Source organism: Stenotrophomonas sp. OVS01A (assembly GCF_019969775.1).
Lineage (GTDB): Bacteria > Pseudomonadota > Gammaproteobacteria > Xanthomonadales > Xanthomonadaceae > Stenotrophomonas > Stenotrophomonas indicatrix.
Genome location: NZ_JAHXYV010000001.1, coordinates 478,365 through 498,169 on the forward strand (window position 1 = coordinate 478,365; position 19,805 = coordinate 498,169).

General features: G+C 67.5%; 20 protein-coding genes. 17 read left to right on the forward strand and 3 right to left on the reverse strand.

The window, feature by feature from the left end; translation table 11 throughout:
* Nucleotides 1-249: 249 nt before the first annotated feature.
* On the reverse strand, nucleotides 250-2,307 hold the full coding sequence (locus LC407_RS02315; RefSeq protein WP_025873830.1) for a bifunctional diguanylate cyclase/phosphodiesterase: 2,058 nt from the start codon (nucleotides 2,305-2,307) through the stop codon (nucleotides 250-252).
* 148 nt (nucleotides 2,308-2,455) lie between these two features.
* Between LC407_RS02315 and radA the strand changes: the two genes are divergently transcribed.
* The 4 genes from radA (at nucleotide 2,456) to LC407_RS02335 (ending at nucleotide 8,751) form a co-directional block, all read left to right on the forward strand.
* Nucleotides 2,456-3,832 carry a DNA repair protein RadA gene (gene radA / locus LC407_RS02320; RefSeq protein WP_025873829.1) on the forward strand — a complete coding sequence of 459 codons (1,377 nt, stop codon included), beginning with the start codon at nucleotides 2,456-2,458 and terminating at the stop codon, nucleotides 3,830-3,832.
* 132 nt (nucleotides 3,833-3,964) lie between these two features.
* Nucleotides 3,965-5,821 (forward strand): ATP-binding protein, encoded by a 1,857-nt coding sequence (locus LC407_RS02325; RefSeq protein WP_223482132.1) that lies wholly within the window; start codon nucleotides 3,965-3,967, stop codon nucleotides 5,819-5,821.
* Between the two features lie 51 nt (nucleotides 5,822-5,872).
* Nucleotides 5,873-8,179, forward strand: a complete 2,307-nt coding sequence (locus LC407_RS02330; protein WP_223482133.1) for a tetratricopeptide repeat protein — start codon at nucleotides 5,873-5,875, stop codon at nucleotides 8,177-8,179.
* 107 nt (nucleotides 8,180-8,286) lie between these two features.
* Nucleotides 8,287-8,751: a hypothetical protein gene (locus LC407_RS02335; RefSeq protein ID WP_105163668.1), complete on the forward strand. Its 465-nt coding sequence runs from the start codon at nucleotides 8,287-8,289 to the stop codon at nucleotides 8,749-8,751.
* 111 nt (nucleotides 8,752-8,862) lie between these two features.
* Here the strand turns inward: LC407_RS02335 and ccsA are convergent, their stop codons facing one another.
* Nucleotides 8,863-9,657 (reverse strand): cytochrome c biogenesis protein CcsA, encoded by a 795-nt coding sequence (gene ccsA / locus LC407_RS02340; RefSeq protein ID WP_025873825.1) that lies wholly within the window; start codon nucleotides 9,655-9,657, stop codon nucleotides 8,863-8,865.
* Between the two features lie 122 nt (nucleotides 9,658-9,779).
* On the opposite strand from ccsA, the gene ffh reads away from it, so the two are divergent.
* The 11 genes from ffh to LC407_RS02395 all read left to right on the forward strand — a co-directional run bounded on the left by ffh (nucleotide 9,780) and on the right by LC407_RS02395 (nucleotide 17,286).
* Nucleotides 9,780-11,156, forward strand: a complete 1,377-nt coding sequence (gene ffh / locus LC407_RS02345) for a signal recognition particle protein (RefSeq protein ID WP_025873824.1) — start codon at nucleotides 9,780-9,782, stop codon at nucleotides 11,154-11,156.
* A 55-nt stretch (nucleotides 11,157-11,211) separates the two neighbouring features.
* Nucleotides 11,212-11,646 (forward strand): hypothetical protein, encoded by a 435-nt coding sequence (locus tag LC407_RS02350; RefSeq protein WP_025873823.1) that lies wholly within the window; start codon nucleotides 11,212-11,214, stop codon nucleotides 11,644-11,646.
* A gap of 88 nt (nucleotides 11,647-11,734) precedes the next feature.
* Entirely contained in the window at nucleotides 11,735-12,811 is a 1,077-nt protein-coding gene (locus tag LC407_RS02355; RefSeq protein WP_223482134.1) for a nitronate monooxygenase, read from the forward strand.
* Nucleotides 12,808-13,590 (forward strand): aminotransferase class IV family protein, encoded by a 783-nt coding sequence (locus LC407_RS02360; RefSeq protein WP_080149393.1) that lies wholly within the window; start codon nucleotides 12,808-12,810, stop codon nucleotides 13,588-13,590. Before LC407_RS02355 ends, LC407_RS02360 begins: the two co-directional genes overlap by 4 nt.
* A gap of 148 nt (nucleotides 13,591-13,738) precedes the next feature.
* On the forward strand, nucleotides 13,739-13,999 hold the full coding sequence (gene rpsP, locus LC407_RS02365) for a 30S ribosomal protein S16 (protein ID WP_025873821.1): 261 nt from the start codon (nucleotides 13,739-13,741) through the stop codon (nucleotides 13,997-13,999).
* Between the two features lie 45 nt (nucleotides 14,000-14,044).
* Nucleotides 14,045-14,557: a ribosome maturation factor RimM gene (gene rimM / locus LC407_RS02370; protein ID WP_025873820.1), complete on the forward strand. Its 513-nt coding sequence runs from the start codon at nucleotides 14,045-14,047 to the stop codon at nucleotides 14,555-14,557.
* An 8-nt stretch (nucleotides 14,558-14,565) separates the two neighbouring features.
* Nucleotides 14,566-15,324 (forward strand): tRNA (guanosine(37)-N1)-methyltransferase TrmD, encoded by a 759-nt coding sequence (trmD, locus tag LC407_RS02375; protein WP_025873819.1) that lies wholly within the window; start codon nucleotides 14,566-14,568, stop codon nucleotides 15,322-15,324.
* Between the two features lie 151 nt (nucleotides 15,325-15,475).
* Nucleotides 15,476-15,877, forward strand: a complete 402-nt coding sequence (gene rplS / locus LC407_RS02380) for a 50S ribosomal protein L19 (protein WP_025873818.1) — start codon at nucleotides 15,476-15,478, stop codon at nucleotides 15,875-15,877.
* An 81-nt stretch (nucleotides 15,878-15,958) separates the two neighbouring features.
* Nucleotides 15,959-16,333 (forward strand): DUF6404 family protein, encoded by a 375-nt coding sequence (locus tag LC407_RS02385; protein WP_032976001.1) that lies wholly within the window; start codon nucleotides 15,959-15,961, stop codon nucleotides 16,331-16,333.
* A 76-nt stretch (nucleotides 16,334-16,409) separates the two neighbouring features.
* Nucleotides 16,410-16,844: a DUF1801 domain-containing protein gene (locus LC407_RS02390; protein ID WP_033830650.1), complete on the forward strand. Its 435-nt coding sequence runs from the start codon at nucleotides 16,410-16,412 to the stop codon at nucleotides 16,842-16,844.
* Nucleotides 16,845-16,878: 34 nt separating this feature from the next.
* On the forward strand, nucleotides 16,879-17,286 hold the full coding sequence (locus LC407_RS02395; protein WP_154879693.1) for a DUF1801 domain-containing protein: 408 nt from the start codon (nucleotides 16,879-16,881) through the stop codon (nucleotides 17,284-17,286).
* 82 nt (nucleotides 17,287-17,368) lie between these two features.
* On the opposite strand, the gene LC407_RS02400 is transcribed toward LC407_RS02395, so the two are convergent.
* Nucleotides 17,369-18,841, reverse strand: coding sequence for an MATE family efflux transporter (locus LC407_RS02400; RefSeq protein ID WP_223482135.1), 1,473 nt, complete (start codon nucleotides 18,839-18,841; stop codon nucleotides 17,369-17,371).
* A gap of 62 nt (nucleotides 18,842-18,903) precedes the next feature.
* Between LC407_RS02400 and LC407_RS02405 the strand changes: the two genes are divergently transcribed.
* Nucleotides 18,904-19,143 (forward strand): hypothetical protein, encoded by a 240-nt coding sequence (locus LC407_RS02405; RefSeq protein WP_025873813.1) that lies wholly within the window; start codon nucleotides 18,904-18,906, stop codon nucleotides 19,141-19,143.
* Between the two features lie 9 nt (nucleotides 19,144-19,152).
* A complete protein-coding gene (locus tag LC407_RS02410) occupies nucleotides 19,153-19,560 on the forward strand; it encodes an RNA-binding S4 domain-containing protein (protein WP_025873812.1) in 408 nt (135 codons plus the stop codon).
* Nucleotides 19,561-19,805: the final 245 nt, after the last annotated feature.

The following is a 19,805-nucleotide window of genomic DNA, read 5'->3' on the forward strand; positions in this document are numbered from 1 at the left end:
ACGCAGAAAGGCCGCCCCCGGGCGGCCTTTCTGTTTGTTGCGCGATCGCGGGGAACGCATCCACGCATGGCGTGGATCTACCAGTCACCGCGAAGTCCCCGCACAGTAGATCCACGCCATGCGTGGATGCGGTTGCCGTTCAATGCATCCGGGGTATGCAGTAGATCCACGCCATGCGTGGATGCGGTTGCCGTTCAATGCACCCGGAAGATGCAGTAGATCCACGCCATGCGTGGATGCGGTTGCCGCTCAACCCACCTTGCGCAGGAATTCCTCGGCCTCCATCGGCCGCCCCAGGTGGTAACCCTGCAGCTGGTCGCAGCCCAGCTCGCTCAGGTAATCGCGCTGGGCCTGGGTCTCCACGCCCTCGGCCACCACCTGCAGCTGCAGGGTACGGCCCAGCGCGATGATCGAGGACACGATGGCGGAGTCTTCGTCATTGCGTTCAAGGTCATGCACGAACGCCCGGTCGATCTTCAGCTCGGTGGCCGGCATGCGCTTGAGGTACAGCAGGCTGGAATAGCCGGTACCGAAATCATCGATGGCGATGTGCACGCCCATCGCGGTCAGGTCGTTGAGGATCGCCAGGCTGGCCTCGACATCCTTCATCGCCGTGGTTTCGGTGATCTCCAGGGTCAGCCGCGCCGGGTCGATGCGATGCCGCTGCAGGACCGAACGCACGCTTTCCAGCAGGGCCGGCGAGGCGAACTGCAGCGGAGACAGGTTCACCGCCATCGTCCAATGGCTGTGTCCGCCGTCATGCCAGGCGCGCAGCTGCGCGCACGCCTGGTCCAGCACCCAGTCGCCGATCGGCAGGATCAGGCCGCTGCGCTCGGCGATGGGAATGAACACGTCCGGCGCCAGCAGGCCCAGTTCCGGGTGCTGCCAGCGCAGCAGCGCCTCGGCGCCGGTGGCAGGTGCATCGGCCGCCGGGAATTTCGGCTGGTAGTGCAGCAGCAGCTCGTTGCGCGCGATCGCCTTGCGCAGGTCCTGCAGCAGCCGCAGCTGGCGGTTGGCACTGAGCTGCATCGAGGGAATGAAGAAGGTGTAGCCGTTCCGGCCGGTTTCCTTGGTGTGGTACATCGCCGCATCGGCATGTGCCATCAACTCGCGTTCGTCGCTGGCATCGTCCGGATACAGGGCAATGCCCAGGCTGGCGGTAACCTGCAGTTCGGCAGCGTCCAGCACGAACGGTTCACCGGCCGCGGCGATCACCCGCTCGGCGACCACCGCCGCATCATCAGGTGCATCGATGGCCAGCACGATCACGAACTCGTCGCCGCCGAGGCGGGCGAGGGTGTCCTGCGGGCGCAGCTGCGCGCCCAGGCGCTGGGCCACCGCGACCAGCAGGCGGTCACCCAGCTGGTGGCCATAGGCATCGTTGACGGCCTTGAAGCCATCCAGGTCGCAGAACATCACCGCCACCGACTGCTGGCGGCGTTGCGCCTTCTCGATGGCCTGCTCGATGCGATCCTGCAGCAGCATGCGGTTCGGCAGCTGGGTCAGCGGATCGTGCAGTGCGGCCTGGATCAGCTTGTCGTTGGCGTGCGCCAGGGAATCGGCCAGCAGGCCGGTGCGCACGCGCATCTGGCGGTCGAACAGCGAGGCCACCAGGGCGATGCCGAGCGTGGCCAGGGTGGTCACGATCACCAGCACTGCCAGCCAGCGGGGATCGATGCCGCCGCTGCCGATGGCGCCGCAGACGCTGCCTGGCGGGAAGCGCGCGGCGGCCATGCCGGTGTAGTGCATGCCGACGATGGCCAGGCCCATCACCAGCGACGCCAGCATCCGCAGGCGCACCGTGTTGCGCTGTTCCACGCGCAGCCGGAAGGCAATCCACAACGCTGCACCGGCGGCAGCGATGGCCACTGCGATCGACGCGGCAAACCAGCCGGGGTGGTAATCGATACCGGGCTGCATGCGCATGGCGGCCATGCCCAGGTAGTGCATGGCGGCGATACCCAGTCCCATCAGCACCGCACCCGCGGCCAGCCGCTGCAACGGCAGGCTGGGGCGCGACACCAGCCACAGCGCATAGGCCGACGCGCCGATCGACACCGCCAGCGAATACAGGGTGATCGCCAGGTCGTAACCGACCGGAACCGGCAGCTTGAAGGCCAGCATCGCGATGAAGTGCATCGACCAGATGCCCAGGCCCATCGCGGCGGCACCGCCGGCCAGCCACCAGCGGGCGACCCGGCCCTGGGCCGTGGCCAGGCGGCCGGCCATATCCAGCGCGGTATACGATGCCAGCATGGCCACCAGCAACGAGATGGCGACCAGGCTCTGACTGTAACTACCAGTCATGTTGAATCCAGAGGAGGAGGGAGGGGCGCCCGCAAGGCGCACGCCCGCCACCGCTATCGGCACCGACGGGTGGGACTTGAGTGGTCGCAGCAGCTGCGACCCGGCTCGGCTATCCTGCCACGCTCGTTGCCCCTGCAGGAAATCTCCGATGGCCAAAGCCCGCACCGCGTATGTCTGCAATGAATGCGGCGCCGAATACAGCAAGTGGCAAGGCCAGTGCACCGAGTGCAATGCCTGGAACTCGCTGTCGGAAATCGTCCTTGAGAGCGCTGCGGCGGCCAAGGCGCCCGCGTCGCGCCGTGCCGGCTGGGCGGGCAAGATCGACCCGCCGAAGATCACCGCACTGAAGGACGTGGCGCAGACCGAACACAACCGGGTCAGCACCGGCATCGGCGAATTCGACCGCGTGCTGGGCGGCGGCCTGGTCGAGGGCGCGGTGGTGCTGGTCGGTGGTGATCCGGGCATCGGCAAATCCACCCTGCTGCTGCAGGCGGTGGCGAAGATGGCTGCGGTCCTGCCGGTGCTCTACGTCACCGGTGAAGAATCACTGGCCCAGGTCGCCGGCCGCGCGCATCGGCTGGAGCTGCCGCTGGAGGGCGTCAACGCGCTGGCCGAGACCGGTGTCGAATCCATCCTGCAGCACGCCACCAAGAGTGGGCCGCGGCTGATCGTGGCCGATTCGGTACAGACGCTCTGGACCGAGACGCTGACCGCCGCGCCCGGTTCGGTCAGCCAGGTGCGCGAGAGTGCCGCACGGCTGGTGCGTTTCGCCAAGGAAACCGGAACCGCCGTGTTCCTGGTCGGCCATGTGACCAAGGAAGGCGGCATCGCCGGCCCGCGCGTGCTGGAGCACATGGTTGATGCCGTGCTGTATTTCGAAGGCGAGAGCGGCAGCCGCTTCCGCCTGCTGCGCGCGTTCAAGAACCGCTTTGGTGCGGTCAACGAACTGGGCGTGTTCGCGATGGGCGACAAGGGCCTGAAGGAGGTCTCCAATCCGTCGGCGATCTTCCTTTCCGGTGCCAGCACGCACCAGCCGGGCAGCTGCGTGATGGTTACCCGCGAGGGCACCCGGCCGCTGCTGGTGGAAGTGCAGGCGCTGGTCGACGCCTCGCCGCTGTCCAATCCGCGCCGCGTGGCGGTGGGGCTGGAGCAGAACCGCTTGGCCATGCTGCTGGCGGTGCTGCATCGGCATGGCGGCGTGCTGGTTGGCGACCAGGACGTGTTCGTCAACGTGGTCGGCGGCATCCGCGTGCAGGAGACCGCCGCCGACCTGCCGGTGCTGCTGGCGGTGCTGTCCTCGCTGCAGGACCGTCCCTTGGCCGAGAAGACCATCGCGTTCGGCGAAGTCGGCCTGTCCGGTGAGATCCGGCCGGTGCCCAACGGCGAGGACCGCCTGCGCGAGGCGGCGACCCACGGTTTCAAGCGCGCCATCGTGCCCAAGGCCAATGCCCCCAAGGGCGGCTCGGTGAAGGGCATGGAAGTGATTGCGGTCGAACGCCTGTCCGAGGCCATCGACGCGGCGTGACCGGGGCAGGTCCGTGCTCGGACCTGCAGATGCGGCCGACGGCACAGCAGCGGTCAGCCAGCCTGTGCTAGTTTTCCCGGCTCGACGAAGGCGCCCCCTGGCGCCTTTCCGTGGCAAGGAGTAATCGTTTACATGCAGGACCCGATGTTCAGCACCCCCGCCGCCGAAATCCGCCGCGCCGGGGTCGATCTCAATGGACTGATGACGGTGCTGGGCAAGCACCTGTATTCCACGCCGATGGTGGCGCTGCGCGAGCTTGTGCAGAACGCGCACGATTCGATCATCCGTCGCCGTATCGAGCAGCCCGGCATCCAGAGTGTGTCGCGCATCGACGTGCAGGTCGATGTCGCCGCCGGCGTGCTGCGCATCACCGATACCGGTGCCGGCCTGACCCGGCAGGAAATCCACGATTACCTGGCCACGGTCGGTGTCGGTTACACCCGGGGCCTGCGCCAGGACGGCGAGGACGATGAAGGCCTGATCGGCATGTTTGGCCTGGGTTTCCTGTCGGCCTTCGTATTGGCGCGTCGTGTCAGCGTGCGCACCACCTCGTACCAGGCGCCGCAGCTGGGCCACCTGTACGTGTCCAGCAACGCCGAGCAGTACACCGTCAGCGAAGTGCCGGCGCGCGCGATCGGCACCGAGGTCGAGCTGGAGCTGCATCCGGACTTCCTGCCGCTGGCCAACGAAGCGCGCCTGCACGAGGTGCTGGGCCGCTACTGCGCGCTGCTGTCCGAGCCGATCTTCATCGGTGCGGCGGCCGCCGCGATCAATCCCGAACCGCCGCCGTGGCGCGGGCAGGGTGACGTCGCCCTGCATCCGGTGCAGGCACGCCGCCAGGCGCAGCAGTTCGCGGCCCGTTTCGAACACGATTTCGAGCCCATCGTGACGATGCCGCTGCAGCCCGATGGCAGCAGCGACGCCGTCGGCATGCTCTGGGTGCAGGATGGTGCCACCTACGGCACCAGCGACAACCGCAACCTGTCGGTGTTCGTGCGCGGCATGCTGCTGGACGACGATGCACGCGACCTGCTGCCGCCGTGGGCCGGTTTCATCGGCGGGGTGATCGAATCGTCGAAGCTGACCCCGACCGCCAGCCGCGAGGACCTGCAGCGCGATGACCACTATCGCGCCGTGCAGCACGCCCTGCTGGAAGCGCTGATCGATGGCCTGGCCGACGTCGCCCGGCAGCAGCCCGAAGCCTGGCGACGCGTGCTCAGCCGCCACAATGAAGCCCTGCTGGGCGCGGCGCTGTGCGATGAGCGCCTGTTCGACCTGCTGCTGGAACACGTGCGGGTGCCGACTTCGCAGGGTGACCTGCCGGCCAGCGCGTTGCCGGCGCGCGGCGCAGTGCATGTGATCCTCGACAACGGTGGTGGCTTCGAGGAAATGCTGTTCCGCGCGATGGGCGTGCCGGTCGCGCATGGTCATCGCTACGCGGTGGTGCCGTTCCTGCGGCGCTGGGCCCAGGCCAAGGGCCTGCGCCTGGTCGAACTGGGTACCGAGCAGGGCAACCGTGCACTGTTCCGCACCGACGACAGCCTTGACGATGCGCAGTTGGCCTGGCTGCGCGAACACCTGGGCGACGGCGAACAGCTGCTGCCGGCGCGGTTCAGCCCCGAGGCGCTGCCGGTGGTGGTGGTGCCCGACCGCGAAGCCGAACTGAAACAGCGCCTGGAAGACGACGAGAACGACAAGCGCGTATCGATGGCGGCACTGCGGCTGGCGCGCCAGTTCACCGCGCGCATCGAGGCGCGTGCGCCGTCGCGGCTGTACCTCAACCTGGACAATCCAGCGGTGCAGGCGTTGCTGCAGGCCCAGCGCGAGGGCCACCCGCAGGCAGGGGCGGCAGCGCGCCTGCTGCGCTCGCTGAAGATCATCGTGTCCGCACAGGGCCGGCCGCTGCAGCAGAGCGCGGCGACGCCGGGCCCCGATCTCAATGGTGCATTTACCGACATTGCCGGTGCCCTGCAGCAGATGCTGCGCTGAGCACCGCTACCCCCTCTCATCCAGCCTTCGCTAGACAGGAGCATTACCCCCATGGATATCTGGAACTGGGTCGAAAAACTGCAGGAAGACCTGCGCCAGGCAGGCCAGGCGCAGAACGCCCACCTGCTGACCCGCCTTGCCGATGAAGTCAGTGAACTGCAGGTCGACCGCGTCGATGCACTGCTGCCCGAAGCGCGCGCGCTGGGCAAGGCGCTGGACAACCCCTGGGTCGACGTCTATGTCGGCCATTGGGCGCTGCGCAACCGCGTCGGCAACCGCGTGGAAGGCGAAAGCGCGCTGGGCGAGTCGGTGGCGCTGTTCGAGCGCGCACACCGTGCCGATACCCTGGACTGCCCGCAGTCGATCTGCGTCACCCAGGATCTTGCCGCCTGCTACGGCAACATCGATGGTCCGGGCTGGGTGCCCGAACGCATCGAGGTCTGCGACGAGACGCTGGGCCGCATCGACCCGAGCTGGGCCTGCTTCCAGTGCCTGAGCTGCGAGAAGGCCGACGCGCTGCTGGACGACGGCCGCGGCCAGGACGCGCTGGATTACCTGCAGGTGCAGGCGGCGGCGATCCAGGCGCGCGGCAAGGAAGTGTTCGACAGCTTCCCTGAAATGCAGATCAAGATCCTGCTGGCCAGCGGCCGTGCGCAGGAAGCGCTGGCGCTGATCGAGAAGCGCGAAGCCGAAGTGGCCGCTGCGGGCGAATACGAGCCAGCCAACTGCACGGTGCCGCGCCGGCTGTCCAAGGCCTGGGCACTGGCCCAGCTGGGGCGCGATGAAGAGGCGCTGCAGCAGCTGGTGCCATGGAGCGAGCTGACGCCGAATCACTGGCGGTTGTGGGCCAATACCGCTTCGACACTGTGCAGCCGTGATGCCGCCCGCAACACCTGGGATCTGGGAACGCGCTTCAACACGATCATCGAACACTTCGCCGCTGTCGGCGCGCATCGCCTGGTGATCGAGATCGCCGCGTTGAGCCTGGAGCTTGCCCTGCAGCGCGGTGCGCGCTGGGTGGCGCAGCGCCAGCTGGGTCTGGCCCGCACCCATCTGGCGCAGCTGCGGCAGGACCGTGGCGCGGCCGCGCTGGTGGCCGGTCTGGCGGCACGCATCGAAGCGCTGCCGCAGATGGCGCCGCTGCCGGTGCCTGCCGATGAGCTGCTGGCGTGGCTGGAAGCGCAGGGCGAACAGAACCAGTCGCGCGATCCCGAGCGCGAAGCGCAGTGGCTGCTGCAGGCGCACGCCGAGCGGCCGGACGACGGCGCGCTGGCCGAGGTCGCCGCCTCGGCGCTGCATGCCTGTGGCGCGAAGAGCGAAGCGCAGGCGCTGCTGTGGGACTTCGTGCGCGGCCACGCGCAGGAAGACGGCGCGGCGGCCTACACGCTGATGCGTTGGCTGGCCGAGCAGGGCGATGATGATGGCCTGCGCAGGCTGGCCGCGACCTACCGCGACAGCGTGCCGGTGTTCGCGCACTGGTGCGAGGTGCAGCGTGCACGGCGCGCGTCCGACTGGCCTGCACTGGAACAGGCCGCGCAGGCATTGCTGGCGTTGTCGCCAGGTTCGAACGGCGCACGCGGGACGCTTGCCCGCATGTACATGGAGACCGGCCGCTTCAGCGAAGCACAGGCCTGCTATGCGCAGCTGGTGGAACTGCTGGAAGAGCCCAGTGCCGCGCATTGGGACCATATGAGTGCGGCCAGTGCGGCGCGCGACTGGGATGCGGTGCGCCGCTCGGCGGCAGCGATCGGCATGGAACTGTCCAGCCAGCAGGGTGTGGTCGAAGAGCCCTGGGGCTGGGTGATCATCCGCAGCGAAGAAGGCGGCGAGCCGATGGAGTACTACGCCCGCCGCAGCGGCCCGGTGACCGCGCGCATCGTCGAGAACGCACCGGCCAACCGCGCGCAGCAGGTGGGGGACTGGGTGGTGTTCGACGCCGGCCTGGTACACCCCGCACCAGAGGACGAAGCGGAGCGAGAGCACTTCATTCCGACCTATGCGCAGGTGCATGTGCTGGAGCGGGGTGGTTTCGCGCGCAGCTGGCTGGTCGACGGCGCGCACCCGGGCGAGGAGGCATGGAACGCTTTCGTGGAGGCAGCCGAGGGACAGGGCTGGAAGGTGTGGTCGCACAGCCGTGCGGACTACACCGTGACCGATCCGGATGCGGAAGACGGGACGTTGCCGGGCCTGTTGTTCACCGTCGCGCAGCCGCAGGACCATGCGCCGCTGGCGCTGCACCGCTTCCTGCAGCAGGCCACGGCGGATTGGGCACATCCACACTGCTGGCTGCGCCTGGCCGAGGCCTGCGACCAGGACCGCCAGCCGCATCTGGACGCGATCGAACGGTACGGGTTGTAATCCCTGCCGCGCTGCGCGTTCGCCGGGCATGGCCCGGCGCTACCGGGCAACACGCATGGGTAGCGCCGGGCCATGCCCGGCGTCCTTCCACCACCAAGGAACTGGATATGCGAAAGACAGGGATGTGGGTGATCATCGGCCTGCTGCTGGCCCCCACCGTGCAGGCCGCGCCGGCCTGCCAGCAACCGGCTGACGTGGCGCGGGCCTTCTTCGAAGCGACCACCGGCAAGGGCGACCTGCTGGAGCCGCCGCAGGCACTGGCCAGTGCGGCGTTTGCCAAGGCGCTGCACGGCGAGCGTGCCTGCCAGGTGCGCGAAGAGGGCATCTGCACGCTCGATTCCGATCCGTGGCTGGACGCGCAGGACGGGGAGATCGACAGCCCGGTGCGCTACAGCTGGAAGCAGGCCTCGGCCACGGCCGGCCAGGTCGAAATGCGCTATCCGGTCTGGGGCAAGGCCTACGTGACCCGCGTGCCGATGGTGCGCAAAGGGGAGGGCTGCTGGCAGGTCGACGACATCCTCACCAACAGCGGTCGCTCGGTGCGCAGGATCCTGGCCCAACCGCTGCCCTGAGCATCCGGGGCATCCACGCATGGCGTGGATCTACCGCGCTCCCATTGTCGGCCGGCGGCCGGCACGACCAGGTGATGTTGGGGTGGGTGCCGACCGTTGGTCGGCACGCCTCTAGCGCGAATGCCCGAACACCAGCTCGATCACGAATTGGCTGCCGAAGAACGCCAGCAGCAGCAACAGCATCGCCGTCAGCGTCCAATGCACGGCCTTCGTGCCGCGCCAGCCATAGCGGCGGCGGCCGATCAGCAGCACGCCGAACACGATCCACGACAGCACGCTCAGCACCGTCTTGTGCACCAGCTTCTGCGCCAGCAGGTCGTCGACGAACAGCACGCCGGTAACCAGGGTCAGGGTCAGCAGGGCGAAGCCGACGGTGATCACCCTGAACAGCAGCGATTCCAGATCGGCCATCGGCGGCAGCGCACGCAGCCACGGACGGAATTCACGGCGCCGCAGCGCACGCTCCTGCAGCCACAGCATGATCGCCAGCAGCGCGGCGATGCTCAGCGTGGCGTAGGCCAGCAGTGCCAGCCAGGCGTGGCTGGCCAGGCGCCAGCCCAGCACCTTGCTCGGTTCATGGCCATAGCCGTGGTAGACCACCAGCAGCAGCGCGGCCAGCGGGAACACCACTACGCCCAGGGTGGACATGCGCCCGCGCGCGCCCACCAGCGAGGTCAGCCAGGCCATTCCCAGGCCGACCAGCGACAACGCGGCGAAGAAGTGCATGTCCGGGCCGCCGGTCGTGCGCATCGCCACCAGCACGTGGTAACCGCCATGCAGCAGCATCGCCGGCAGCGCAGGCCACAGCCAGGCGGGCGAGGTCACCCCGTCGTTGCGACCAAGGGCGCGCACCAGCAGGGCGCTGGCGGCCAGGTAGAGCAGGACGGCGATGAGAACGATTGTCATCGTTGAAGTTTCGCATACCCCCGCGGTGCTGGCGACGGGCGTGGCGTCGCAGTCCGGGGAGCGCGATGGACCCGTTATACTGTGGGCCTTATTGTCCCCCGCTTTCAGACAGGTTGCGCCGCATGTTCGAGTCCCTGACCCAGCGCCTTTCCGGCACCATCGAGCGCCTGCGCGGCCGTGGCCGCCTGACCGAAGAGAACATCCGCGAGGCGACCCGCGAGGTCCGCATCGCCCTGCTTGAAGCCGACGTCGCGCTGCCGGTGGTGCAGGCCCTGATCGAACGCATCAAGGTGCGTGCGGTCGGCCAGGAAGTGCTGAAGTCGCTGACCCCGGGCCAGGCCCTGATCAAGGTCGTGCGCGACGAGCTGACCGCGGTGATGGGCGCCGAAGCCAGCGACCTGAACCTCAACGTTCCCGCGCCGGCCATCATCCTGATGGCGGGCCTGCAGGGCGCCGGCAAGACCACCACGGTCGGCAAGCTGGCCAAGCACCTGAAGGAAAAGCGCAAGAAGAAGGTGATGGTGGTCTCGGCCGACGTCTACCGTCCGGCGGCGATCGAGCAGCTGAAGACGCTGGCCGACCAGGTGGGCGTGCTGTTCTTCCCGTCCAGCGCCGAGCAGAAGCCGGAGGCCATCGTCCGCGCCGCCATCGATGACGCGCGCAAGTCGTTCGTCGACGTGCTGCTGGTCGATACTGCCGGCCGCCTGGCCATCGACGAAGCGATGATGGCCGAGATCAAGGCCCTGCACGCTGCGGTCAACCCGGCTGAAACGCTGTTCGTGGTCGATGCCATGACCGGCCAGGACGCGGCCAATACCGCCAAGGCCTTCGGTGATGCGCTGCCGCTGACCGGCGTGGTCCTGACCAAGACCGACGGTGACGCCCGTGGCGGCGCCGCGCTGAGCGTGCGCTACATCACCGGCAAGCCGATCAAGTTCGTCGGTGTCAGCGAAAAGCCGGAAGGCCTGGACGTGTTCCACCCGGACCGTATCGCCAGCCGCATCCTCGACATGGGCGACGTGCTGTCGCTGGTCGAGCAGGTCGAGCAGCAGGTCGACAAGGACAAGGCGCAGAAGCTGGCCGAGAAGGTCGCCAAGGGCAAGAAGTTCGATCTGAACGACATGCGCGACCAGCTCGAGCAGATGCAGAACATGGGCGGCATCGGCGGCCTGATGGACAAGCTGCCGGGCCTGGGCCAGATTCCCGAGCACCTCAAGCAGCAGGTCAGCCAGGGCAAGGAAGTGCCGCGCATGATCGCCATCATCGGCTCGATGACCAAGAAGGAACGGCGCAACCCGAACCTGCTCAATGGCTCGCGTCGCGCCCGCATCGCCAAGGGCTCGGGCGTGACCCCGGCCGACGTCAATAAGCTCATGAAGCAGTACATGCAGATGGAAAAGATGATGAGCAAGATGGCCGGTGGCGGCATGAAGGGCATGATGCGCAGCATGAAGGGCATGATGGGCGCCATGGGCGGCCGTGGCATGCCGTTCCGCTGAGCGCGCGCTGTATCGAACGCTTGAACAACCCGCGGAATCAATCAAAGGAATGTGCATGAACAAGTCGATCGTGGTGATGGCGCTGGCCCTGGGCCTGGTTGCCTGCAAGGACGACACCTCCGTGTCGCAGAAGGCCGGTAGTGCCATCAGTGGTACCGCTGCCGATTTCGTCGCCGGGCTGGGCGAGGGCGTGGACAAGCGCATGAACGTGACGCTGCAGGCCGATCCGGGCCTGGCCGCGCAGGGCCTCACCGTCACCCTCGGCAAGAGCCGTGGCATGGGCTCCAAGGACGCGGCGGTGTACGTGGTGGCCGACAAGGCGTTCAAGGGCAAGCTGGTGGCGCGTGCGCTGGATGCCGAGGGCACCGAGATCGGTCGCGCCAGCGCCGAGGAAGAGTTCGCCGCTGATGACGCGCGCTACGTGACGTTCAAGTTCAACGAAGAAATGGACAGCCAGCTGGTCCGCACCTACGCGGTGTCTGCACGCTGAGCCGGGCGGGAGCGGATCGCCCGCGGCGACGCTCCCGTCCACAGTGTCTGGCGTATGCTGGCAGCGACTCCTCCCACAGGTGCGTCGCGTGAGCCTTTCGCCGATTCTCGAACGCGCCGACGATTTCTGTCGGCGTTTTTCATTGCAGCTGCCGATCCTGCTGGCACCGATGGCCGGTGCCTGTCCGGTTCCGCTTTCCGCCACGCTGGCCAACGCCGGCAGCATGGGCGCGATGGGGGCCGTGTTGTCGCCGGCGGCGGATATCGGTCGCTGGATGCAGGACTTCCGTGCAGCGTCCAGCGGGCCGGCGCAGGTGAACCTGTGGTTGCCCGATCCCGCGCCGGTGCGCGATGTGGCCGCCGAGGCCGCCACGCGTGCGTTCCTGGGCCAGTGGGGGCCGGAGGTTGCGGCCAGCGCAGCGGATGCCACGCCTGCCGATTTCGAGGAGCAGTTCAGTGCGCTGCTGGCGGCGCGGCCGGCGGTGGCCTCGACCATCATGGGCGTGCTGTCGCCGCGTCATGTGCAGCAGTTGAAGGATGCGGGCATCGCCTGGATCGCCTGCGCTACGACGCTGGCCGAAGCGCGTGCTGCGCAGGACGCGGGTGCTGACGCGGTGGTCGCGCAGGGCGCCGAAGCCGGCGGCCATCGCGGCGCCTTCGATCCGATGCGTGCAGAGCAGCAGCTGGTCGGCTTGTTCGCACTGCTGCCGCGGCTGGCGGACAACCTGGATATTCCGGTGATCGCCGCGGGCGGAATCGGCGACGGTCGCGGCATTGCTGCTGCCTTGATGCTCGGGGCCAGCGCCGTGCAGATCGGCACGGCCTTCCTGCGCACACCCGAAGCAGCGGTGGCGCCGGCATGGGCCGATGCGTTGGCCCGCAGCGAACCCGAAGACACGTGGCCGACGCGCGCGTTCAGTGGGCGCCTGGGCCGCGGCCTGGCGACTGCCTACGTGCGTGCAGCTGTTGCCGAGGGCGCACCCGCGCCGCGCCCGTACCCGGTGCAGCGTGGCCTGACTGGACCGATGCGCAAGCAGGCCACGCAGGAAAACCGGCTTGCTGCGATGCAGGCCTGGGCCGGGCAGTCGGCATGGATGGCACCGGCAGCGCCGGCCGCCGACGTGCTGCGTGGCATGTGGGAACAGGCGCAGGCACTGCTGCGATGACGGTGACCTGCAACGGCGCAACGGCGCGGGCCGAAGACCTGCTGCCGGCGCTGACCAACTACGGCCACTTCACCTCGTTGCAGGTGCGCGGCAACGCGGTGCAGGGGCTTGATCTGCATCTGCAGCGGCTGGCGCGGGCAACGCAGGAACTGTTCGGCAGCGGGCTCGATATCGCGCAGGTGCAGGCGTGGATGGCGCAGGCGCTGCAACAGGCCGGCCAAGTCGACGCATCGATGCGGGTCACCGTGTTCTCGCGCCGTTTCGATTTCCGCGCGCCGCTGGCAAGCGTGCCGGTGGATGTACTGGTTGCCGTCTCCGCGCCGGTCGCGCTGACCGCGCCGAAACGCGTACGCAGCGCGACATGGCAGCGAGAGCTGCCGCAGATCAAGCATGTCGGTACGTTTGGCCTGTTCGCCCAGCGCCGTGCCGCGTTGGCAGCAGGTTTCGACGATGCGCTGTTCGTCACTGCCGACGGGCAGATCAGCGAGGGCACCACCTGGAACCTCGCCGTGCATGACGGCGAACACCTGATCTGGCCACAGGCGCCTGCGCTGCGGGGAACCGCTGAAGCGCTGCTGCAGGCGGGCTGGGTGGGCCCACAGCAGACCCGGCCGTTGCGGCTGGATGAGCTGGCCGGCATGCGGGCGGCTTTCGCCTGCAACGCCAGTGGGGTGTGGGCGCTGGACGCCATCGACGGTCAGGTGCTGCCGGGTTCGCAGGCCTTGGCCGAACAGGGCAGGGCGGTGTTGGCCCGGGTGCCCTGGCAGTCGCTTTCCTGAATGGAACCGTTGGAGTCAGAACCCTTTTGCTCGGTAAAAGGGATCTGACCCCGGGGTAGACGCCCGGGGTTGGCTCGGCCGGACTCTGCCGCTATAATCGCCCGCTTACCGCGCCATCCTGGCGACTGGGCAATAGGAAAAAACCACCATGGTCAAGATTCGACTGACCCGCGGCGGCGCCAAGAAGCGTCCGTTCTACCACATCATCGTCACCGACGTCCGCAGCGCCCGCGACGGCCGCAACATCGAGCGCGTTGGCTTCTACAACCCGGTTGCACAGGGCGGCGAGAAGCGCATCGAGCTGGACCTGGCCCGCGTTGACCATTGGGTCAAGAACGGCGCCCAGCCGACCGAGAAAGTTCGCAACCTGATCAAGGAAGCGAGCAAGTCCCAGGCCGCTGCGGCCTGATCCTGACGGGCCGCGCCCTGGTGCGGCCCATCTGATTGAACGCAGATGAAAGATAACGAGCGCCGCATCCTGCTTGGCAGGATTGTCGGCGCTTTTGGTGTGCGCGGCGAAATAAAGCTCGAGTCCTGGACCGAGCCGCGTTCCGCTATTTTCCGTTACCAACCGTGGATCCTGCGCAGCCCCAACGGGCAGGAATCGACACTTGAAGGCGCCCGTGGCCGGGATACCGGCAAGCATCTGGTGGCCCGTTTCCCGGGTATCGAGGATCGCGACACGGTCGAGGCGATGCATGGCACCGAGGTCTTCGTGGCCCGCAGTGCGCTGCCGCCGCCGAATGCCGACGAGTATTACTGGGTCGATCTGGAAGGCCTGGATGTGAAGACCGTCGAAGGCGTTGCCCTCGGCCAGGTCTCGCACCTGTTCAGTACCGGCGCCAACGATGTGGTGGTCGTACGCGGTGATCGCGAGCGGATGATTCCGTTCGTCGTGCCGGAGTTCGTCAAATCCGTCGACTTCGAGGCCAATCTGGTCGTGGTCGACTGGGACCCCGAGTTCTGAGTGTGAGCATGCGTTTCGACGTCATCACCCTGTTCCCCGATTTCCTCGCCCAGTCCGCTGGGCTGGGCGTGGTCGGCCGTGCGCAGGAAAAGGGATTGTTCAGCCTGCATGGCTGGAATCCCCGTGACTACGCCGAGGGCAACTACCGCCGGGTGGACGATCGTCCGTTCGGCGGTGGCCCGGGCATGGTGATGCTGATCGAACCGCTGCAGGCCTGCCTGCAGGCGATCCGTGAGGCCGATCCGACGCCTGCGCGGGTGATCCATCTCAGCCCGCAGGGCGCGCCGTTGACCCAGGCCAAGGTGCGGGAACTGGCGGCATTGCCGCGCATGGTCCTGCTCTGCGGCCGCTATGAAGGCATCGACGAGCGTTTCCTGGCCGCCAATGTTGATGAGGAGATTTCCCTCGGCGACTACGTGCTGTCCGGCGGCGAGCTGGGGGCGGCGGTCATCATCGACGCGGTGGCCCGGCTGCAGGAAGGCGCCTTGAATGACGCCGAATCCGCGGCGCAGGACAGTTTCGAGGGCGACCTCGGCCTGCTCGACTGCCCGCATTACAGCCAGCCGGCCCAGCATCCGCTGGGGGACGTGCCGGACGTGCTGCGCTCGGGCAACCATGCCGCCATCGCCGCCTGGCGCCGGCAGCAGTCGTTGATCCGTACCGCACAGCGGCGCCCGGACCTGCTGGATGAACAGGCGCTGGGCAAGGCCGACCGCAAGCTGCTGGCCCTGGCCCGCCAGGTCCCGGCGGAAAAGGGCAAGGTCTAGCGCCAGCCCTGCTTTATCGGCTATCATGGCCAATTACGCCGGCCCCGGCCGGTGCGCAGTACCCAAAACAAACGTGCAGCACAGTCCGGTGACTGCATGAGCCCACGCTGTCGAATGACACGCCCACCCGAACAATGAATCGGTGTAACCCATGAGCAAGCTGAACAAGTCCATCGTCGCGGAATTCGAATCCGCCCAGATCACCCGCGAACTGCCGCAGTTCAGCCAGGGCGACACCATTGTCGTCAACGTGAAGGTGAAGGAAGGTACCCGCGAGCGCGTGCAGGCCTATGAAGGCGTTGTCATCGCGACCAAGAACGGCGGCCTGAACTCCTCGTTCACCGTGCGCAAGATCTCGCACGGCTACGGCGTCGAGCGCGTGTTCCAGACCCACAGCGCCATCATCGACTCGGTCGAAGTGAAGCGCCGTGGTAAGGTCCGCGCCGGCAAGCTGTACTACCTGCGTGGCCTGGAAGGCAAGGCTGCCCGCATCAAGGAAGATCTGGCTGCTGCTGCTGCCGCCAAGGCTGCCCGTCTGGCAACCAAGGGCTGATAAACAACTTCGGTTGTTGCCGCGACGGCCGCCTTCGGGCGGCCGTTTGCGTTTGTGCTGCCGCCTCGTTAGTTTCAGTGAATGGATGAGAGCGACCATCGATACCCGGCGGACATCCAGGTGGCGTTGCGCTTCCTGGACCGTTCCGGGGTGCCACGGAGGGAAGCGGCCCCCTTGCTGCACCGCATGCTGTGGCGGCTGGGTGTCGCGCTGCCGCCGCCGATACTGGCCGGTTTCCTGACCAATACGCTGCTGCAGGGCCTGCTGTTTGGCGTGTTCTGGACGGTACTGATGTGGCTGCTGTTGTGGCAGGGCAGGGCCCCGGCGCTGGAACTGCTGTTGCTTGCCGGGGTGGCGGCAGGCGTGATGTTCGGCCTGGTGATGGCCACCCTGATGTGGTTCCTGCGCGGGGCCCGCAAGCTGCCCACCTGGCGGCAGTTCCGCAGCAGCCTCTGAGACCATGGCGCAGTGCGCCGTGACCGCTGCCGGGCGGCGGCGTACGCTCGGGCCTTCGACCCTCATGGCCCCTGCGATGCCCGCCAAGCGACCTGCCAGCAGTGCCGCGCCGAAGCTGCTGTCCGGCGGTAACCCGCAGATCGCCAAGGGTGAGGGCGATGCGCCCGTGCAGGCTTATATCGCTGCCATGCCGGACTGGAAACGGGCCGTTGGCGAGCGTCTGGACGCCCTGATCGAACAGGCCGTGCCCGGCGTGCACAAGGCAGTGAAATGGAACTCGCCGATGTACGGCGTTGCTGCCGGCGAGGGCTGGTTCCTCAGCTTCCATTGCTTCGCCCGCTACATCAAGGTCGCGTTCTTCCGCGGCGCGCTGTTGCAGCCTGTTCCGCCTGAACCGTCCAAGAGCGCCGACACGCGCTACCTGCACATCCTTGAGGACGAGCCGCTGGACGAGGCGCGGTTCCTCGACTGGGTGCGGCAGGCCAGCCAGCTGCCTGGCGAACGCATGTAATCCCCCAGGTTCTTTCCCCGAACGAGACCACGCGATGGCCACGCAGAAGTCCGATCCCGCAGATGCCGCTCTCCCCGCTGCCGCCCTGATTGACGCCCGCATCGCCGAGCTCGCTGATTGGCGCGGCGACATCCTCGCCCGTGTGCGCGCGCTGATCCACGAGGTGCTGCCGGACGTGGAGGAAACCTGGAAATGGCGCGGCACACCGGTGTGGGAGCACAACGGCATCCTGTGCACCGGCGAAACCTACAAGCAGGCGGTGAAGCTGACCTTCGCCCACGGCGCCGCGTTGCCGGACCCGAAGCGTCTGTTCAATGCCAGCCTGGAAGGCGGCACACGCCGCGCGATCGACATCCACGAAGGCGGCATGCCCAACGCCGCGGCGCTGAAAGCACTGCTGCGCGCCGCCGCCAGGCACAACGCGGAAAAGAAAAAGCGGTAGTGCCGGCCGCTGGCCGGCAATCCCATGGACTTCCCAGGTATCGCGCGGTTGCCGGCCAGCGGCCGGCACTACCGGTGCATGTTCAACGCGGTGGAATGGTTTCCAACGCCGCATCCGGGTCGGCCACCGGCGAAGGCGGACAGGCGGGAATCTCCGAGGGCGTGGCGAGTTCTTCGGCATGCACCGGTGTACTGATCATCTTCGCCTTGCGCCAGCCACCCCAGCGGTAATACGCCAGCGACAGCAGCATCGACACCAGCGAACCGGCCGGGAAACTCCACCAGATCGCATCGGCACCCCAGTACGGCTGCAGGAATTCGGCGAACGGCACGCGCACGCCCCACAGCGACGCGGCGAGGATCAGCAGCGGCGGCAGCACCGCGCCGGTGGAGCGCACCACGCCGGAGATCACGAAGCTGACGCCGAAGAACAGGAACGAACCGATCACGATGTGGTTCAGGTGCCGCGCGATCTGCAGCGACTCGCTGCCCTGCGGCAGGAACAAGGCCAGCGAATACTGGTCCAGCAGCACCAGCGGCAGGATCAACGCGCCGGTCAGCAGGAAGTTGAACGCGATGCCCTGGCGTGCGGTACCGCGCACGCGATCCCAGCGCTGCGCACCGACATTCTGCGCGGCCATCGACGAACACGCCGCACCGATCGCCATCGCCGGCATCTGCACGTAGTTCCACAGCTGCAGCGATGCACCGTAGGCTGCGCCGGTGTCAGTGCCGTACTGGTTGACCATGGTCATCAGCATGATCACCGACAGCGAGATCAGCACCATCTGCAGGCCCATCGGCACGCCCTTGACCACCAGCGCGCGCAGGATGGTCATGTCCAGCTTGAACAGGTGCATGTCGGCGCGGCCCAGCCACAGCGTGTGCCGCTTGTGCCGCATGTACAGCAGCAGGCCGGCCAGCGACAGCGTCTGCGACACCAGCGTGGCCCACGCCGAGCCGGCGATGCCCAGTTCCGGGAACGGCCCCATGCCGAAGATCAGCACCGGGTTCAGGGCGATGTCCAGCACCACCGAGACCAGCAGGAAGCGGAAGGGCGTGCGCGAATCGCCGGCACCGCGCAGCGCCGCACTGAGGAAGGCGAAGGCGTACAGCGTTGGCATCGCCAGGAAGATGATGCGCAGATAGGCCTCGGCCAACGGCAGCGAGGCGGCAGGCGTGCCCATCGTCGCCAGCAGCGGGTGGGCCAGGAACCAGCCGGCGATGGCGATGATCACCGACAGGCCGATGAAGAACGTGGCGCTGGTGCCGACCACGCGTCGTGCCTGGGCGATGTCGCGCGCACCGATGGCCTGGCCGATCAGGATGGTCGAGGCCATGCCGAAGCCGAACACCGAACCGATCAGGAAGAACATGATGTTGTTGGCGTTCGCGGTCGCGGTCAGTGCCGCTTCGCCAAGGAAGCGCCCCACCCATACCGCATTCACCGAGCCGTTCAGCGACTGCGCGATGTTGCCTGCCAGGATCGGCAGCGCGAACAGCAGCAGGTTGCGGCCGATCGGGCCGGAGGTCAGGTCAAGCGGCGCTTTGGCCATGGAGTGGTGATCGATTCCCGGGAGGCGCACACTAGCATCAAGCCGGTTTGCAGGATGTGGCAATGCATCAACCACAACAGGCGATGCGGATGATCGTGGCGGCCTTGATCGCAGCGGCACTGGCCGCATGTTCGTCGGGTGACCGGCTGGGCGATACCCAGGTGCGGCCGACCGACCGCCCCGAGTGCCTGGTCGGCAGCCAGCGCCAGGACCTGGCGGCCGGCACGCCGGCATTGATCGGGGGCAGCGGCTGCCGCACCGACCCCGACAATCCGCGCCCCCTGAACAAGCGAACGGAGTAGTCCCCACCGATGTCCGAGCTTTCCCCGTTGGCGCCCAGCGTCCGTCTGGACATCTGGTTGTGGGCGGCCCGCTTCTTCAAGACCCGCAGCCTGGCCAAACAGGCGATCGAGACCGGCAAGGTATCCGTGGCCGGGCAGCGCCCGAAATCCTCGCGCGCAGTACGCGTGGGAGAGCAGCTGCTGGTCGATCGCGGTGAAGAACACTTCGAGATCCAGGTGCTGGGCCTGAGCGACCAGCGCGGTCCGGCGCCGGTGGCGCAGCAGTTGTATGCCGAGAGCGAAGCCTCCAAGGCCCGCCGCGCCGAACAGCGTGCGCTGCGCATTGCCGCGCGTGATGGCTACCAGGCACCGGAGCACAAGCCGGACAAGCGCGCACGCCGGTTGATCCGTGCATTGGGTGATATCGACGCCCTGTGACGGCGCCGCCCGGGCGCTGGTAGTCGCCCACCTCGGTGGGCGTTGCGCCATGTGCCGACCAAGGTCGGCATCCACCGGGTAAAGGCCCCGCAGCAGTGTCTGGTAGTCGCCCACCTTGGTGGGCGCTGTGCCATGTGCCGACCAGGGTCGGCATCTACCGGGTAAAGATCCCGCAGCAGTGTCTGGTAGTCGCCCACCTCGGTGGGCGCTGTTCCATGTGCCGACCAAGGTCGGCATCCACCGGG

Bases quoted from the DNA above. Each gene is read 5' to 3' on its own strand.
- LC407_RS02315 (WP_025873830.1), bottom strand. From the start codon at position 2,307: ATGACTGGTAGTTACAGTCAGAGCCTGGTCGCCATCTCGTTGCTGGTG.
- radA (WP_025873829.1), top strand. From the start codon at position 2,456: ATGGCCAAAGCCCGCACCGCGTATGTCTGCAATGAATGCGGCGCCGAA.
- LC407_RS02325 (WP_223482132.1), top strand. From the start codon at position 3,965: ATGCAGGACCCGATGTTCAGCACCCCCGCCGCCGAAATCCGCCGCGCC.
- LC407_RS02330 (WP_223482133.1), top strand. From the start codon at position 5,873: ATGGATATCTGGAACTGGGTCGAAAAACTGCAGGAAGACCTGCGCCAG.
- LC407_RS02335 (WP_105163668.1), top strand. From the start codon at position 8,287: ATGCGAAAGACAGGGATGTGGGTGATCATCGGCCTGCTGCTGGCCCCC.
- ccsA (WP_025873825.1), bottom strand. From the start codon at position 9,657: ATGACAATCGTTCTCATCGCCGTCCTGCTCTACCTGGCCGCCAGCGCC.
- ffh (WP_025873824.1), top strand. From the start codon at position 9,780: ATGTTCGAGTCCCTGACCCAGCGCCTTTCCGGCACCATCGAGCGCCTG.
- LC407_RS02350 (WP_025873823.1), top strand. From the start codon at position 11,212: ATGAACAAGTCGATCGTGGTGATGGCGCTGGCCCTGGGCCTGGTTGCC.
- LC407_RS02360 (WP_080149393.1), top strand. From the start codon at position 12,808: ATGACGGTGACCTGCAACGGCGCAACGGCGCGGGCCGAAGACCTGCTG.
- rpsP (WP_025873821.1), top strand. From the start codon at position 13,739: ATGGTCAAGATTCGACTGACCCGCGGCGGCGCCAAGAAGCGTCCGTTC.
- rimM (WP_025873820.1), top strand. From the start codon at position 14,045: ATGAAAGATAACGAGCGCCGCATCCTGCTTGGCAGGATTGTCGGCGCT.
- trmD (WP_025873819.1), top strand. From the start codon at position 14,566: ATGCGTTTCGACGTCATCACCCTGTTCCCCGATTTCCTCGCCCAGTCC.
- rplS (WP_025873818.1), top strand. From the start codon at position 15,476: ATGAGCAAGCTGAACAAGTCCATCGTCGCGGAATTCGAATCCGCCCAG.
- LC407_RS02385 (WP_032976001.1), top strand. From the start codon at position 15,959: ATGGATGAGAGCGACCATCGATACCCGGCGGACATCCAGGTGGCGTTG.
- LC407_RS02390 (WP_033830650.1), top strand. From the start codon at position 16,410: ATGCCCGCCAAGCGACCTGCCAGCAGTGCCGCGCCGAAGCTGCTGTCC.
- LC407_RS02395 (WP_154879693.1), top strand. From the start codon at position 16,879: ATGGCCACGCAGAAGTCCGATCCCGCAGATGCCGCTCTCCCCGCTGCC.
- LC407_RS02400 (WP_223482135.1), bottom strand. From the start codon at position 18,841: ATGGCCAAAGCGCCGCTTGACCTGACCTCCGGCCCGATCGGCCGCAAC.
- LC407_RS02405 (WP_025873813.1), top strand. From the start codon at position 18,904: ATGCATCAACCACAACAGGCGATGCGGATGATCGTGGCGGCCTTGATC.
- LC407_RS02410 (WP_025873812.1), top strand. From the start codon at position 19,153: ATGTCCGAGCTTTCCCCGTTGGCGCCCAGCGTCCGTCTGGACATCTGG.